This window comes from Methylobacterium sp. AC315 (assembly GCF_979253755.1).
In genome coordinates, this window is record NZ_CEEDEA010000013.1 from 80,284 (window position 1) to 95,740 (window position 15,457).

6 protein-coding genes are annotated in these 15,457 nt (G+C 63.0%); all 6 read left to right on the forward strand.

The genetic code is table 11. From position 1 onward, the window contains the following. The first annotated feature begins 71 nt into the window (after window positions 1-71). Entirely contained in the window at window positions 72-2,576 is a 2,505-nt protein-coding gene (locus AC0IY0_RS20210; protein ID WP_471765186.1) for a DUF5906 domain-containing protein, read from the forward strand. 203 nt (window positions 2,577-2,779) lie between these two features. Continuing rightward, window positions 2,780-3,205, forward strand: coding sequence for a hypothetical protein (locus AC0IY0_RS20215; protein ID WP_471765188.1), 426 nt, complete (start codon window positions 2,780-2,782; stop codon window positions 3,203-3,205). Window positions 3,206-3,621: 416 nt separating this feature from the next. Next, the gene (drmD, locus tag AC0IY0_RS20220; protein WP_471765190.1) at window positions 3,622-6,825 is read left to right on the forward strand and encodes a DISARM system SNF2-like helicase DrmD; all 3,204 of its coding nucleotides are present in this window, start codon (window positions 3,622-3,624) and stop codon (window positions 6,823-6,825) included. Between the two features lie 51 nt (window positions 6,826-6,876). Continuing rightward, a complete protein-coding gene (locus AC0IY0_RS20225) occupies window positions 6,877-10,740 on the forward strand; it encodes an Eco57I restriction-modification methylase domain-containing protein (protein WP_471765192.1) in 3,864 nt (1,287 codons plus the stop codon). 151 nt (window positions 10,741-10,891) lie between these two features. Further along, window positions 10,892-11,914: an Abi family protein gene (locus AC0IY0_RS20230; protein ID WP_471765193.1), complete on the forward strand. Its 1,023-nt coding sequence runs from the start codon at window positions 10,892-10,894 to the stop codon at window positions 11,912-11,914. Continuing rightward, window positions 11,889-15,455 (forward strand): DISARM system helicase DrmA, encoded by a 3,567-nt coding sequence (gene drmA / locus AC0IY0_RS20235; protein ID WP_471765195.1) that lies wholly within the window; start codon window positions 11,889-11,891, stop codon window positions 15,453-15,455. Before AC0IY0_RS20230 ends, drmA begins: the two co-directional genes overlap by 26 nt. The last annotated feature ends 2 nt before the right edge of the window (window positions 15,456-15,457 follow it).

Genomic DNA, 15,457 nt, shown 5'->3' on the forward strand with positions numbered 1-15,457 from the left:
AAGGGGTCAGGTGCGACCAACACCTGACCCCGGATAGCACTTCAACAGCATTTTACAGGACGACTGCAGCCATGAATATGACCATTCCGACCCTCGAAAGCAACGATACGAAGGGTTTCATCAACGAAATTTTCCAGGGTGCCGAGGCGGGCTTCATCACGATGTGGCTCAAGCTCAGCAAGACCGAGAGCGAGACCTACACATTCCCCGTGACCGACCTGGAGGGCGCTGCCGCGAAGCACGACGAGCTGCGCGTGCGCGGTGATGTCTATGTCTGCCGGGGCCTCCAAGAGATGGCGCCTGCGGCCGGCGAGCGCGGGAAGGAGACGGGCATCATCTTCGTCGGTGGCCTGTTCGCCGACATCGACACCCGCGAGGGCCCGCACTCGACCCCGGCGGCCGAGCTGCCGACCGACGCCAACGAAGCCCTGAAGCTCATCGCGGATGCCAAGCTGCCCCCGCCGACGCTCCTGATCCACACGGGTGGCGGTTGTCACCCGCACTGGCTCTACGCCAACCCGGCCATGATCCTCACCCCGGAGGAACGGGCGGCGGAGAAGATGCTGTCCAAGGCCATCCAGAAGCGCCTGCGCGACACGTTCAAGGCCAACGGCTACGTCCTGGACGGCACCGCTGATCTGACCCGTGTCTGCAAGGCGCCGGGCTCGCTGAACCACAAGACGGCTCAGCACCCCAAACCGGTGACCCTCATCCACCAGGGTGAGCGGTACGACCGAGCCGAGCTGGCCGAGATGCTGGCCCCGGACCTCGCCATGGCGTCACGTGGCGTCCCCGGAGCCGGCAAGGGCACCGTCGCGGAGTTGATCCGTGCGGAGGCGACGAAGGCGCTCCTGGCCTCTGGCAAGGCCAAGCCCGACGAGTTCGCCCCCGTCCTGGCCGGCTGTGCCTTCATCCAGCACTGCGATGCGGTGCAGGAGAAGCTGATCGAGCCCTGGTGGTACAAGATGGTCGGTGTCGTGGCCCGCACCGTGAACGGTCGCCGCTGGGTCCACGAGATGTCCAAGCGTCACCCGGACTACACCTTCGAGGAGACGGAAACGAAGATCGACCAGGCACTGGAGGCCGCGACCGGGCCGACTTGGTGCAGCACCGTGGCGGATGGCGACGCCACCTCGCCCCCATTCGAGGGCTGCGCGAGCTGCCCCTTCCGGGCCGCCATCCGCACCCCGCTGGCGCTGTCCAACCAGGGCCGCACCATGGTCGCCATCCAGCAGGGCGTGGTGTTCGTGGTGAAGGGCCGTAGCTACCTGCACCTCGCCAGTGGCGAGAAGCTGGACCCGGAGGAGTTCGGCGACAGCGTGAAGTCCAAGATCGGGAACGCCCCGCACAGCGCCCTGATGCTGTCCCCGACCATGCCGAAGGTGATGCACCGGGACTACCGGGCCGGAGTGGCGCAGCTCATCCTGCCCGAGCCGGACGGCACTTTCTCGGTGAACCTCTGGCAGCGCGGCGGGGTGATCCCGGCGGCCGGCGACGTGAAGCTGCTCTTGGACTTCTTCGACTGGCTGATCCTGGACCCGCGCGAGCGCGATCACCTCCTCCGATACCTGGCCCACCTGGTCCAGCACCCGGCGGTCAAGATCGAGCACGGCATCATCCTCACGGGCGGCTACGGCACCGGCAAGGGCACGCTTCATCGCATCATCACCGCGATCTTCGGTGACAAGAATGCGCGCAAGGTGGAGGGCGTGGAGCTGGCCAGCGACTACACCGCGCGCCTAGTGGACGCGCAGGTGCTCATGATCGAGGAGGCCCACCATGGTGAGCGCCTGGAGGTGTTCGAGAAGACGAAGGAGCTTCTGACGGCGGAGTTCTACTACGCCCACGACAAGCACGTGCGCCGCTTCCGGGGCCGGACCCCGCGCGGCCTATTCCTGGCCTCGAATGACGTGGCCCCGCTGGTCCTCCCCAGGGGTGACCGCCGTTGGACCATGTTCACGACCCGCGACACCCCCACGACGGACGAAGACAAGAAGGCCAACCGGGCGTTCTTCAAGCACTTCCACGACGCCCTGAACCGGGACGACAGCGCCGTGGCAGCGTTCGCGGAGTACCTGCGGACCCTCTCCCTGGAGGGCTTCGACGCCAAGGGTGCTGCGCCCACGACTGCCGCGAAGGAGGCGGCCACGAAGGCCAGCCTCACGCCCACGGCTGACGTGCTGACCGAGCTGGTCACGGAGGGCCTGGCCCCGTTCCACAAGGACGTTGTGGACGTGGCGGAGGTGAAGCAGGCCCTCTCGGCGCCGGGCTCGGTGTGGGCCTCCAGCCTGGAGCGTCTGAGCCCCCGCAAGATCGCGAAGGCGATGCGGGACGTGGGCGCCCGTCAGGTGAACATGGACGGTAACGACCACCTGGAGCTGGCGCTCGGCGGCGGCAAGAAGACCCGGCCGTGGGCGATCCGCGACACCGCCCGCTGGCGCACCGCGACCCGTGAGGAGCTGAAGGCCGAGTTCCAGCGCCCACGCATCCTCTCCGGCGACAACATCGCGGACATCCGGGAGGCGTCGATCCGGCGGGCGGCGGAGGAGGCCGCGAAGGAGGCGGCGATGGCCTAGAGCCAATCGCAGATCGCAGATCGCAGTACCGTCAGAAAAGTTTCTGGCGTTTGCGGCCCTTCACCAGGCGGACGGGCCAGGAAGCCTAGACGGCTTCCTGGCCCGAGTTTGAGCATCGTAAATTATCAGGAGATACTAAAATGTACTGCGATCTGCGATCTGCGATTTCGGAGGGTGCTACTATCATCAAGCCCCCCGCCGCCTTGAACCGGCTCCCGCCGGCCTCTGAGGCTGTGTTTCCGGGCCTGTTCGCGTGGTCGCCGGTCTCCACCTCCGCCCTGACTGCCGCCCTGAACCTGGACCGGGGCTTGTGGGCGACTTGGCGCTCCCGCCGCCTCACACCGAGCCCGATGCCCGAGGCCTGGTTCCGCCGCGCAGCGGGAGCGCCGCTGAACTACCGCGTCGATCACGTCCTCGTATGGCTCGCGGCCCGGCGTGGGGAACAGCTCGACACCCCCACCACCTGGAGGCTCAGCCTCCTGCGTGACCTCGACACCGACGTGTCGGACCCGGAGGAGGTGCGGAAGCAGGCCCGCCTCTACGCACGTTGCGCCGGCCTCGTCGTTGGTGATGTCCGGTTCACCCCGGCCGGGCTCCAGGCCTACCTAGCCTCTCTGTTATCAACTTAGTAAAATGTAAATTTTTTGGAAGCGCAGACAGCTGATAGTGTTTCACTAATGGGATTTAAGTGATGAAAAATACCCCCACTACTCCATAACACTAACACTCAATTGTCTTTTTGTGTACAAATGAGTAGATACGGTCTATGAAAATTGATATTTTGACAAAATTTTTTGTTTTATAAAAAAATTGATTTATATATCTATAAGTTGGCTAACCTCAGATCATTATGTTATCTGTTTGAATTTTGGTGTCTTGCTAACGTCGTAGCCGATGGCCGACGAGCGAGCTTATTGCGGGGCTGCAACACCGGCTCATCAAACAACTTAAAGCTGTCAGCCAGTCTCGACATTTCGGGGCTGGTTGATACACCCGGCGTCAAACGGCCCCCCCTGAAAGGGGAGGTGAGCACTGGGTGCAAGGGATGGATCTAACGCCGGGCGATTTCGTCGAGCTGCGCGGGCGTCCTTGGCTCGTGGAGGCCGTCGATACCGAGACGCCCCTAAAGCCAGTGCGCCTTTCCTGCATCGCTGACGACGCTCAAGGTGAACCGCTTGAGGTGCTTTGGGACGCCGAGATCGACGCGCGCGTGCTCAATCGCGATGACTGGGCGCGCGTTGGCCGAGGAGGGCCCGATAGCGCCGAGGTCCTGGCTGCGTACCTGCGGGTGATGCAGTGGAACTCGGCGACAGCTGCCGAGCGAGATTTGCTGCAGGCGCCGTTCCGCGCCGGGATCAAACTTGACGCCTACCAGCTCCTGCCGCTTCGTAAGGCGTTGCGGCTGCCGCGGGTAAACCTCCTGATTGCCGACGACGTCGGCCTGGGCAAGACCATCGAGGCCGGCCTAATCGTCCGTGAGCTGCTCCTGCGGCGGCGGATCGACTACGTCGTGGTGGCCGCGCCGCCGGCTATGACCGAGCAGTGGCGGGATGAGCTCGCGGCGAAGTTCGGCCTATCGTTCCAGATCATCGACCGTGAGCATCTGAACGAGTTGCGCCGCACGCGAGGCTTCGGGTCGAACCCCTGGCGCACGGGATCGCGCTTTATCATTTCGCACCGCCTTCTCACGGACGAGGCCTACGCCGCCGACCTGCGCGACGCACTGGGCACCTTCCGCGCACGCGCGCTCTTAATTCTCGACGAGGCGCATCACGCGGCACCGGCCGCCAGCGCACGTTATGCTGTCTCTAGCCAGTTTACGAAGGCGGTGCGCGACTTGGGCGACCGCTTCGAGCATCGCCTTTTTCTCTCGGCCACACCCCATAACGGGCACTCGAACAGCTTCTCGGCCCTTCTCGAGATGCTCGATCCCCAGCGGTTCACTCGCGGCTTTCCCGTAAGCCCGAAGGACGTTGAGCCGGTCATGGTCCGGCGGTTGAAGAGTGACCTGCGTCGGATCAGCGGTGGCTTCCCGAACCGGGTGGTTGAAGCGATCCCGATTAGCGGTCTCCCGGCAGAGGCGCCCGAACTTGTCCTGGCCGACCAGCTCGCAGCCTATGGTGAGTTGCGCCTGCAACGCATCGCCGGGCTGCCATCGGCGAAAGCGGCGATGGCTAAGCTTGCCTTCGTCGGTCTCCAGCAGCGGCTGCTGTCCTCAATCGCCGCTTTCGCACGGACGCTCGCGGTTCATCGCCGCTCGCTGCTGGCCGCAATCGAGGACGGCCCGACGGTCGAGGTGACCGTCAGCGAAGCGAACGACGATCTCGGGGCACGGTTCGATCTTGGGCTCGACGGAGACGAGGCAGATCAGGCAGCCCAAGCTGACGCTGATGCGGTGGCCGAGAACGAGGCCCGAGCCGGTGTAGTTGAGGCCCCGCGCGCCGCCCTACAGGCCGAGCTTGCGGCTGTGGACGAGATGCTCGCTCTCGCCGACGCCGAAAAGGGAAGGAGTGACGCGCGAACGCGCTGGTTGGCCGACTGGATCCGTGCCGAGCTACTCGATGGCCCGCGCTGGCGTGAGCGCCGGCTCATCATTTTCACGGAGTACGAAGACACTCGCCGCTGGTTGGAACGGCGTCTGATGGAGATGATTGGCGATACCGAGGACGCGGAAGCACGTATCCTCGTGTTCTCCGGCGCGACCCCAGCCGATCGGCGCGAGGACGTCAAACGCGCCTTTAACGCCGATCCTCGCCAGGAACCCGTGCGTATCCTGCTGTGCACGGACGCCGCGCGCGAGGGTCTGAACCTGCAAAGCTACTGCGCCGACCTTCTGCACTTCGACCTGCCCTGGAACCCGGCACGGCTGGAGCAACGCAATGGGCGGATAGACCGCAAACTCCAGCCGGCGCCAGAAATCCGCTGTCGCTACTTCCGTTATGAGCAGCGTGCCGCCGACGTCGTCCTCGACGCCCTGGTGCGAAAGACCGAGACAATTCGCGAGCAGCTCGGCTCAGTTGGGCAGGTGATTGAGGGGCGCATCACCAAGCGCTTGGCGGAAGAAGGTATCCGGTCGCGCGGCGAGCCCGACCTGGCGCGCGCCATCGTAGCTGAGGACGACGCCGTGCTCCTCGCCCGTGCACGCGACGAGATGGATGATGCCGAGCATGCTCGTCACGAGCGACTGTTGCGGGAGCAGGATGTGTTGCGCCGTGCCCTGGAGACATCGCGCGAGCGTGTCGGCGTTGACCCGGAAGACCTGCGCCGGGTTGTGCGAGCCGCGCTCGCCCGGGTCGATTACAAGCTCGACGAGGCGATTTCCGAGCCTGTCGACCGGGTCGAGACCTTCCGTTTTGATAGCGAGCACCCGGCCTTCGCGTCTGAGGGTGGCTGGTCGGACGCTTTTGACGATCTACGGGTCCGTCCGCGTCGCCGCGGCGAACGGCTCAACGAGTGGCGTAGGTCTGCACCTCCCCGGGCGGTGAGCTTCGAGACGGCGGAGCTCGCTGACGGGCGCCTTGCGACGGGTGTCGTGCAAGTGCATCTCGAGCACCGCCTCGTGCGCCGCCTGCTGTCGCGCTTCATCAGCCAAGGTTTTCAGGCTGGTCTCTCTCGTGTCTCAGTTATCCGTGGACCCGGGGCGCAGCCGCGCGTCGTGCTGATCGGTCGGCTCTGTGTGTACGGGCCAGCCGCGGCTCGGCTGCACGAGGAAATTATCCCGGTCACTGCGATCTGGACCGAGGCCGACAGAGGCGTGAAGCCGTTGCGACCGCTTGGTGAGAGTGGTGGAGCGACAACACTGCGCCAACTCGAGGATGCCCTGCGCGGAGCTGTGCCAGCGCCCGAGGGTGCCGTCGCCCGCGTGACCCGCCTCGTGGCGCAGGACATCGCCGAGTTGCGCCCCGAACTGGAGCGGATCGCAACAGAGCGGCTTGCTCGCGCTGAAGCGCTGCTCGCCCAACGCGCAGAAGAGGAAGCGAACGGTCTCGCCGCCCTGCTATCCAGCCAGCGCACACGTATTATGCGGGAGCTCGGTGCAGCCGAGCGGGAAGCCACCCAGTTCGAGCTTGGGTTTCTCGCCGAAGAGCGCCGCGAGCGCGACCGTGACCGCCGGCATTGGGGCGAAAAGCTCACCGCACTGGAGCGTCAGGTCGAGACCGAGCCCGAGCGAGTGCGTGCCGGATATCGGGTCAACGCTCACCGGCTCGAGCCCGTTGGCCTCGTCTATCTCTGGCCAGCAACCGGCTAAGGCCGAGGCCATCCTGTCCCGCTACCGTTCCTCATCGCGCCGCGGACCCGCATGCCCGACATTCCCGTTAACCCGACCACCGATTGGTTGAAGTATCTCGAGCCGTTCAGCTCAGGCCTCGTCGTAGCAGCCTCCGTGCTGGTGGATCTTGGCCTCACACCGGAGCCGCAGGGCGCGCATGACACGGCCACCGCTGCGGCCGTAATCGTCCCGCTTGAGGAAGAGGGGCCTGCACTTCCAGACCCGTGGGCTTTCTTACGAGGGATCCTGGGTTGGGATCCAAGTGTCGTCGCTGGCAGCCCAGACGGCCCACCGATCCCCGAGGCACTGCACGTCCGCTTGCCGGAGCACGACACCACGCTAGCGCCGACATTCGCCGTGCGCGATCGCGCGGTACGCGACACCGAAGCGTGGCAGCTCCTTGTTCGTGTAGAGCTCCTGGGCGTTGGGCCCGATACCCGGGGCGCGCTTGATGGCTGGGAAGCTACGCCACAGCAGCGCTTGGAGCGCCTGTTGCGCGAGACCGGCGTGCCGGCTGGTCTGCTTGTTACGGATGGCGCGTTGCGTCTGGTGTACGCGCCGAAGGGTGAAACGTCGGGGTGGCTCGGCTTCCCTCTGCGTGCCCTCGCTACGGTTGCCGGCCGGCCGATGCTTGGCGGTCTCAAGCGCGTACTTGGTCGCGCTGCCCTCTTCACGGACGGCGACACGCATCGCCTGCCAGCGATCCTGCGTCGCTCGCGTGATGAGCAGTCGAACGTCTCGAATGAGCTCGCTGGCCAGGTGCTCGGCGCGCTGCACGAGCTGCTACGAGGGCTGGACGCGGCCGACGCGCAGTTGGTCCGCGAGCTTGCCTCTGAGCCCGCCGGCCAGGGCCATCTCTACGAGGGGTTGCTCGCGGTCCTGATGCGGCTCGTCTTCATCCTCTACGCCGAGGACCGCGGCTTGCTGCCTTCCTCGGGCGAAGCTCGGGCGCGGGAGATCTATGAGCGCAATTATTCGCTCCGTGGCCTCTACGGCCGGCTCGCCGGGGATGCTGGGTTGCACCCCGACACGATGGACGAGCGCCGCAGCGGTTGGGGGCAGCTTGTAGCCTTGTTCCGCCTCGTCCACGGTGGCTACCCGAGCTTCGTGCGTCGCCGCGGCGGCAAACTGTTCGACCCCGCTACCTACCCCTTCCTTGAGGGGCGCGCGGACGCAGATGCGCCTGCCCGCGTGCTGCCAGTATCGGACGGCTGCGTGCTGCGCGTGCTCGAAGGGTTAATGACCCTAAAAAGTCGTGGTGGTGCCCGTGAGCGGCTGTCCTACCGGACCCTCGACGTCGAGCAGATCGGATCGGTCTACGAGACGGTGATGGGCTTCACAGTGCTGCCTGCGAGCGGCCCGGCACTCGCGGTGAAGGGTGGCAAAAACAACCGTACGCCGATTTATCTCGACTTGGCCGAGATTGCGGGGCTGAAGGGTGAGGAGCGACTGAAGAATATTAAGGAGGCAGGCCGCGCCAGCCTCACTGCGGCACAGGTTAAATCCGTGAAGGCGGCAAGCTCTGTCGCCGATCTCGCTGCGGCACTGGACGGGATCATCGACGAGCGCGCCTCTCCTGGGCGCACAATTCAGGCTGCTGGAACCCCAGTACTCCAGCCAACCGACGAGCGCCGCCGCACCGGCTCACACTACACCCCCCGCAGCCTCACTGAACCTATCGTCCGCTACGCTCTGGCGCCGGCCTTCGATCGCCTTGGCGAAGCGGCGACACCGGACGAAATCCTCGATCTTAAGGTCTGCGATCCGGCTATGGGGTCGGGCGCATTTTTGGTTGAGACTTGCCGCCAGCTGGGTGGCCGCCTTGTACAAGCTTGGGCGCATCACCGGGCGACGCCGGTGCTGCCGGCGGATGAAGACGCTGACCTCCACGCCCGCCGCCTTGTGGCGCAAAATTGCCTATACGGCGTCGACAAAAACCCCCGCGCCGTCGACCTCGCCAAACTGTCCCTCTGGCTCGCGACGCTTGCCTCCGACCATGAGTTCACCTTCCTCGACCACGCCCTTCGCGAGGGCGACAGCCTGGTTGGCCTAACTCGTGCTCAGATCGCCGCTCTTCATTGGGATGAGAGCAAGCCACCGACGCTCGTTGGCCATCTTGTCGCTGATCAACTGCGGGAGGCGGAGGCGGAGCGTGCTGCGATCCGCGCCTGGGCCGAGACCGCCAGCGAGGCGGACCTCAGCCCCCTGCTGCGGCGTGTGGAGGCTAAGCTTAGCGTCGCACGCCTGATCGGTGATGGTGTAATCGCGGCGCATCTATCCGCCGACAAACCGAAGACCCGCCTTGCGGCGCTCGTTGCCCTACAAAAGGCGGTGCAGAGCCATCTCGGCTCACCGACGTGGCAGCAGGCAGTGGCTCCATTTTCGGCTGAACTCGTTAACGGGGCGCACTCGCTGCGGCCATTTCATTGGCCAGTCGAGTTCCCAGAGATCTTTTCGCGCGAGAACCCAGGCTTCGATGCGATCGTAGGCAATCCCCCATTTATAGGGGGATCTCGGATTTCCTCCGAATTAGGCGAACGGTATGCGGCCTATCTGCTGGAGTTTAAATTTACTGAGGGCGATAAGACAGATTTAGTGCTGTATTTCTTCTCACTCGCATGCCGCGTCTTGAGGAGGGGCGGAACAGCTGGGCTGATCGCCACGAATACAGTTGCGCAGGGAGATAGTAGGGCAACACTTAATCTGCTCAGAAAACGCGGCTTGCTGATTTATAGAGCGCGGCGGAGGCTCGCTTGGCCAGGAGACGCAACAGTTGTCGTGTCAATTTTACACCTAGCAAAAAATATTGATATTCCGGAAAAGTATATTGATGGGATAAAGTCGGAGTATGTGTCTGTTTATATGAGAGATAGCGGCCTTAATGAAAATCCTATCCAAATATCCTGCAATAAAGGTATGGCCTACGAGGGATTTGGTCCTTACGGCGATGGCTTTATTTTCAGTTATGACGACGTAATATTAAATGATTTAGAGCGTCAATCGCCTGATATTATATACAATTATATCGGGGGTGATGATATTCTTAGTGATCCATTGGGTGCCTCGCGCCGTAAGGTTGTCTATATTGGAAAAATGACAGAGAAAGATTTCGAGAGACAATTTCCGCTGGCCTATAGTCACGTAGAAAGAACAGTAAAATATGAAAGATTGAAGAAATCAGCGAGGGTTGCTGCAATGCCGTGGTGGCAGTTTCTGTGGCCGAGGCCTGAGCTGTGGCAAAAAATGCAACAAGTACCATCTGTTATTGTTCGCCCGCGTGTAGCTAAGCACCATGCTTTCATGATGATTTCGAGTAAAGTTATCATAAGTAATTCATCAAATATATTATGTTCAGACAAATATTCTGTATTTATTTGTGTGCAAACTCGCATTCACGAAGTTTGGACACGTTTCTTTGCCTCCACGTTGGAGGATCGACTTCGATACACTCCTTCAGATTGTTTCGAAACCTTTCCGTTTCCACGAGGCTTCGAGGCCTTACCCGCCCTCGAAGCTGCCGGACAAGTCTATCACGACCAGCGTGCCGCCCTGATGGTTGCGCGAGGCGAGGGCATGACTAAAATTTACAATCGGTTCCACGATCGCGCGGAGCAGTCCGATGACATCCGGCATCTGCGCGACCTACACGCCAACATGGATCGTGCCGTGCTCGTAGCCTATGGCTGGGAGGACCTCGCTGCTCGCGCTGAACCCGACTGGCTCGACGAGGAGAATGAGCCAGAGCACGCCTACCAGGGGCGCCTGTTCTGGCCCTCCGTATTCCGCGACGAGGTGTTAGGCCGCTTGCTTGCGCTGAATGCCGAGCGTGCAGCGGCCGAACGCGCCGCGGGGCTTGTCGCTGTTCCGACCGAGGACGAGGAGGAAGCAGCTTGAGCGTCACACTCCATTCGTTTCGCGGTTCGAAGAAAAATGTGATTTGCCTTCTGGGCAAAGCGGCGCCATGTATCTGTCATTACGGCCGGTCCCTCTGCGCCCTTCGGGGCGTACGGGCCGGTTTTCGTTTGCGCGGGGATTGGGGCAGCTGGTGGCGCTGATCCCCTATACCAAGCCGCACCTCCCACTCGCTGACCAAATCGCCCTGCTTCAGAAGCGCGGGTTAGAAATAACCGATGTCGCACGCGCCGAAGACGCTCTGAGGCGCATTGGGTACTACCGCCTGAGCGGGTACTGGTACCCTTTGCGACAGGTCGTGCAGGGGCAGAAGCCGGGTGGCGGCCTGACCTATGTCGTGCTCGACGACTTCAAGCCTGGAGCCCGCTTCGCGGACGTGCTTGATCTCTATGTCTTCGATAAGAAGCTGCGGCTCCTCCTCCTCGACGCCATCGAGCGCATAGAAGTCGCGTTGCGGGTCGACGTTGCCCTCCACCTCGGGGCGCACGATCAACTTGCGCATCGGAATTCTGAGCTTCTGCATCCCAACTTTACACGGCGGCCCAATCGCGTTGGCATTATCCCGCACAAGGACTGGCTCGACCGCCTGGACATTGCCGCACGCCGCTCTGCAGAGGAGTTCGTGAAGCACTTCGAAGCGCGCTATGCATCACCGTTGCCGATTTGGATCGCTATCGAGCTTTGGGACTTTGGGCTAACTTCCCGTTTCATCGGCGGGATGCGCCACATCGATCAGAGTGCAATGGCAGCCCGCTTCGGGCTCCCACGCCCCGATCTCTTGGTGAGTTGGATCCGCTCGATCGGTCACGCTCGCAACATCTGCGCGCATCATGCCCGGCTTTGGAACCGTGCGATGGTCGATGAACCCAAGGCGACGCGCGCGAGCGAAATCGCTGCATTCGATCACCTTGTGACAGACCCGCGGGCGCGTGGACGCTTGTACGGTACAGCGGCAGCCCTGCAGTGGTTCATGCAGGCCGTGAACCCAACCTCGACCTGGCCTGAGCGCCTCCACCGGCATTGGCTGACCTTCCCGACTACTTCCCTGCTCGATGTGCGCGCCAGTGGTTTTCCCGTTGGATGGAAGAGCCTCGAGCTGTGGTCATCACAAAGCGACGGAGAAAAAATTGGTGAGCGACTTGATGCCGTCTCCTGATCCAGTGTCCCGCGATGCGAAGGCCGTCCGCGGCCATCTCGTTGAGACCTTCCGCCGAGACCTCGTTGGCCCCTCATCGGAGGACGCCGACATAGCCCGCGAGCGGCTAGGGGAGTTGCCTTCTCGCTGGTACCTTACCGGCTTTCTGGCGCCATCCGACGACACAGCGACGCTCGGCGGCGAGGCAGACGACAATGAGCCTAGCCTTGTCGAAGATGGCGATAACGAGGGTGAAACGACTGACCCGGTCGAAGCCGGTGGTGCGGCGACCGATCGGCAGGAGCCCGAACCCGCTAATACGCGGCGCCGCTTCCTACCCTCAACGATTGGGCTCACCGTGTTGCTGCCGCCCGACGTGCGGGAGGTTGAGGCAGTCATCACGTGGGGCGACTACGCTACGATGCCGCCGCTACCTGACAGCGTTCTGCTTGGTGAGCCGGAGATCGACGAAGACGGCAAGCCCAAGCGACGCCGGCCGGAAGATAAAGACAGCATCGAGTGGGTTCGCATACCTAAAGAGCGTCGACTGAACCTTACTGTACCTGAGGCTGGCCGCGCACCACATGCCCTGATTGTTCCCGAAAGTTCGGCGGAGCAGGCGGCAGTCGGTGGCCTCGAGCTCGATGCACACGCTCGTCTGTTCTCCTACGAGACCCCGGATGGGAGCCGCGAAGAGGTCCGCGCCCTTACCGTCGTTCTGGTCAATCGCCGCCGCCCCGCCGGGCGCGTCTACGCCGACGTGGCCTTCGCCTTCCAGGCGCGCTTGCGTCTAGTTTGTCCGCAGGGTTTGCGCCCGCGGCGCGACCTCTCTGGCCTTAAAGCCGCTGATCCAGATCTGCGGCTTGCTGATCTACACTACCGTGATGTTTGCGAGTGGGCAGTCGGTCGCAACACTGCCGCACGCTGGGAAGATCCCGCCGCGGGCTTAGTCACCTGGGCCGAGACCGACCCATTACCTTGTGCGGAGGTCGAGCGCGTTGCCCCGAACGAGGACGATGCGCTGAAGCAGGCTGTCGCCTTCGGCATGGACGACCTCGCTGCCGCTACGCAAGCTGGGGGTCCGACCTTGGCTCAGGCACTCGGCGCGCTGCCGGGGCTCTATGATGCTTGGATCGCAGCAACACAGCGCACCGAACTACCCAATCTTCCTAACCGGCGGCGGACGACTGCCGAAACACTTGTTGCCGAACAAGAGCGCGCTCGAAACCGTATCGCAAATGGCATCGAGCTGCTGACTGGCGATAGGCCGGAGAACCGGCACGCCCGCTCGGCATTCCAGCTGATGAACGCAGCAGTTGCGGAGGCCGCGCGCCGGCGCAATCCAGCTTACTCGAAGCCGGCTTGGAGGCCGTTCCAGCTCGCTTTCATCTTACTCAACCTCTCAGGGCTCACCGAGAAGGACCACCCCGACCGCGCAGTCGCAGACCTGCTGTTTTTCCCGACGGGCGGTGGCAAAACAGAGGCTTATCTGGGTCTCGCCGCCTATATGATTGCCCACCGCCGTGTAACTGGGTCTGGTCTGCTCGGAGCGGGCGTGGCGGTCATCATGCGCTATACTCTGCGCCTTCTGACCCTCGATCAGCTCGCCCGTGCGGCCGGCGTCGTCTGCGCTCTGGAGCTGATGCGAACAGATGGCCAGCACCTCGACGAAAAGGGCAGCCCGCTGCTCGGCGACTGGCCGATCGAGATCGGGTTATGGGTAGGCTCTGATGCCTCACCCAATCGCCTTGGCGGAAAAGGTGACAAGGGCGACGACACCGCGGTTGGGCGCGTAGCAGACTTCGTCAAAGGTAAGGGTAAGGCACCGGCTCCGCTGAAGGCCTGCCCGTGGTGCGGAACGTCATTTACAAAGAATTCCTTCAAATGCGTACCCAATGACACCGCACCGACGAACCTCGAGCTCCGCTGCGACAACCTCGCCTGCGATTTCAATGGTTCGCGGGCGCTTCCGGTACTCACCGTCGATGAGGCGATCTACAGGCGTTTGCCAGCTTTCCTCATCGCCACCGTCGACAAGTTCGCGAGCTTGCCTTGGGAGGGGCGCACCGGCGCATTCTTTGGCCACGTCGATCGCTTCGACCCAAATGGCTTCTACGGCGCGGCTGAGCCGCGGGTCGGCAAGCGCCTCGACAACAGCTGGTCGCTCGATCCTCCGGATCTGATAATTCAGGACGAGCTTCACCTGATCAGCGGTCCGCTTGGAACTGTCGCCGGCCTCTACGAGACGGCGATCGACACGCTTGCGACGCGCGTGAAGGGCGAGATCCGCGTGCGCCCCAAGATCGTCGCCTCGACCGCGACTGTCCGTCGGGCGGGCGCGCAAATCAAAGCGCTTTTCGACCGGGATGAGACGCAAATCTTCCCCCCACCAGGGGTGAGCCGCACAGACAGCTTCTTTGCTCGTACCGTCCCATCGGACGTCAACCCAGCACGCCTATACCTCGGTCTGGCCGCACAGGGTCGAGGTCCGAAGCTTGTGTACCGCCGCGCTCTGAACACTCTCCTCGCAGCTGCACAGGCTTCTTACGAGGCAGCCGCGTCGGGCGTGCCGGAGGGTAAGCCTAACCCAGCCGACCCGTACATGACGGCACTATGCTATTTCAACGCGCTTCGCGAGCTTGGCGGAGCACGGCGCATTGTCGAAGATGAAGTGCGCAAATACGCGACCGTCTACGGACGAGACCGCCGCCGAAAGGATCCGCCGGTCCAGCCGTTCGCAGACCGAGCGCTGCGCGAACCGATGGAGCTGACCTCGCGCGTTTCAACCGACGAGGTTGCAGCGGCCAAGCAGCGACTTGAGGCGGCGTTCGGGGGTGAGGAAGCGACCGTTGACGTGGCGCTCGCCACCAACATGATCTCGGTCGGCCTCGACATTACTCGGCTCGGGCTTATGCTGGTGCAGGGGCAGCCCAAAACGGCGGCCGAATACATTCAAGCCACGAGCCGAGTTGGGCGCGACCACGACCGGCCTGGGCTCGTAGTGGCGATCCTCAACCTGCATAAGCCGCGCGATCGAATGCACTTCGAGCAGTTCGGCCACTTCCACCGCACCTTTTACCGGGCGGTAGAGGCCACCAGCGTAACCCCGTGGGCTGCTCGGGCACTGGACCGAGCGCTCGCGGCCGTGGTCGTGGCGGTCGCCCGGCACCTAGATCCGACGCTTTCGCCCAATGAGGCGGTCGTGATGCTAAAGGATCAGGCCGCAACCAGGGCCGCAGTGTGCGAAACTATCGTCGCCAGAGCGCCGGAAGCTGCAATCCCCGGTGGCCGAGCGGCGCTGCGGGCGCAAGTCGAAAGCTTGATTGAAGCCTGGATTGTCACCGCAGATGCACAGACGGCGAGCGGCGTGCCCTTTGCCTACGCGAAAAATAAAAGCCCAGGACGCCTTCTGCACATGCCGTTAGAGGTGGGCCTTTCTAATCTTGATCCGCCCCACAGACGCTTCCTCGCAGGCCGCTCAATGCGTGATGTCGAGCCGGCCGTGCTCCTGAAAGTGCGCGACCGCCATGGTAATACGATCGCGAATGCGGATGACGTTTAAAG

Coding starts and splice junctions, on each gene's coding strand:
- drmD (WP_471765190.1), top strand. CDS start 3,622: ATGGATCTAACGCCGGGCGATTTCGTCGAGCTGCGCGGGCGTCCTTGG.
- AC0IY0_RS20210 (WP_471765186.1), top strand. CDS start 72: ATGAATATGACCATTCCGACCCTCGAAAGCAACGATACGAAGGGTTTC.
- AC0IY0_RS20225 (WP_471765192.1), top strand. CDS start 6,877: ATGCCCGACATTCCCGTTAACCCGACCACCGATTGGTTGAAGTATCTC.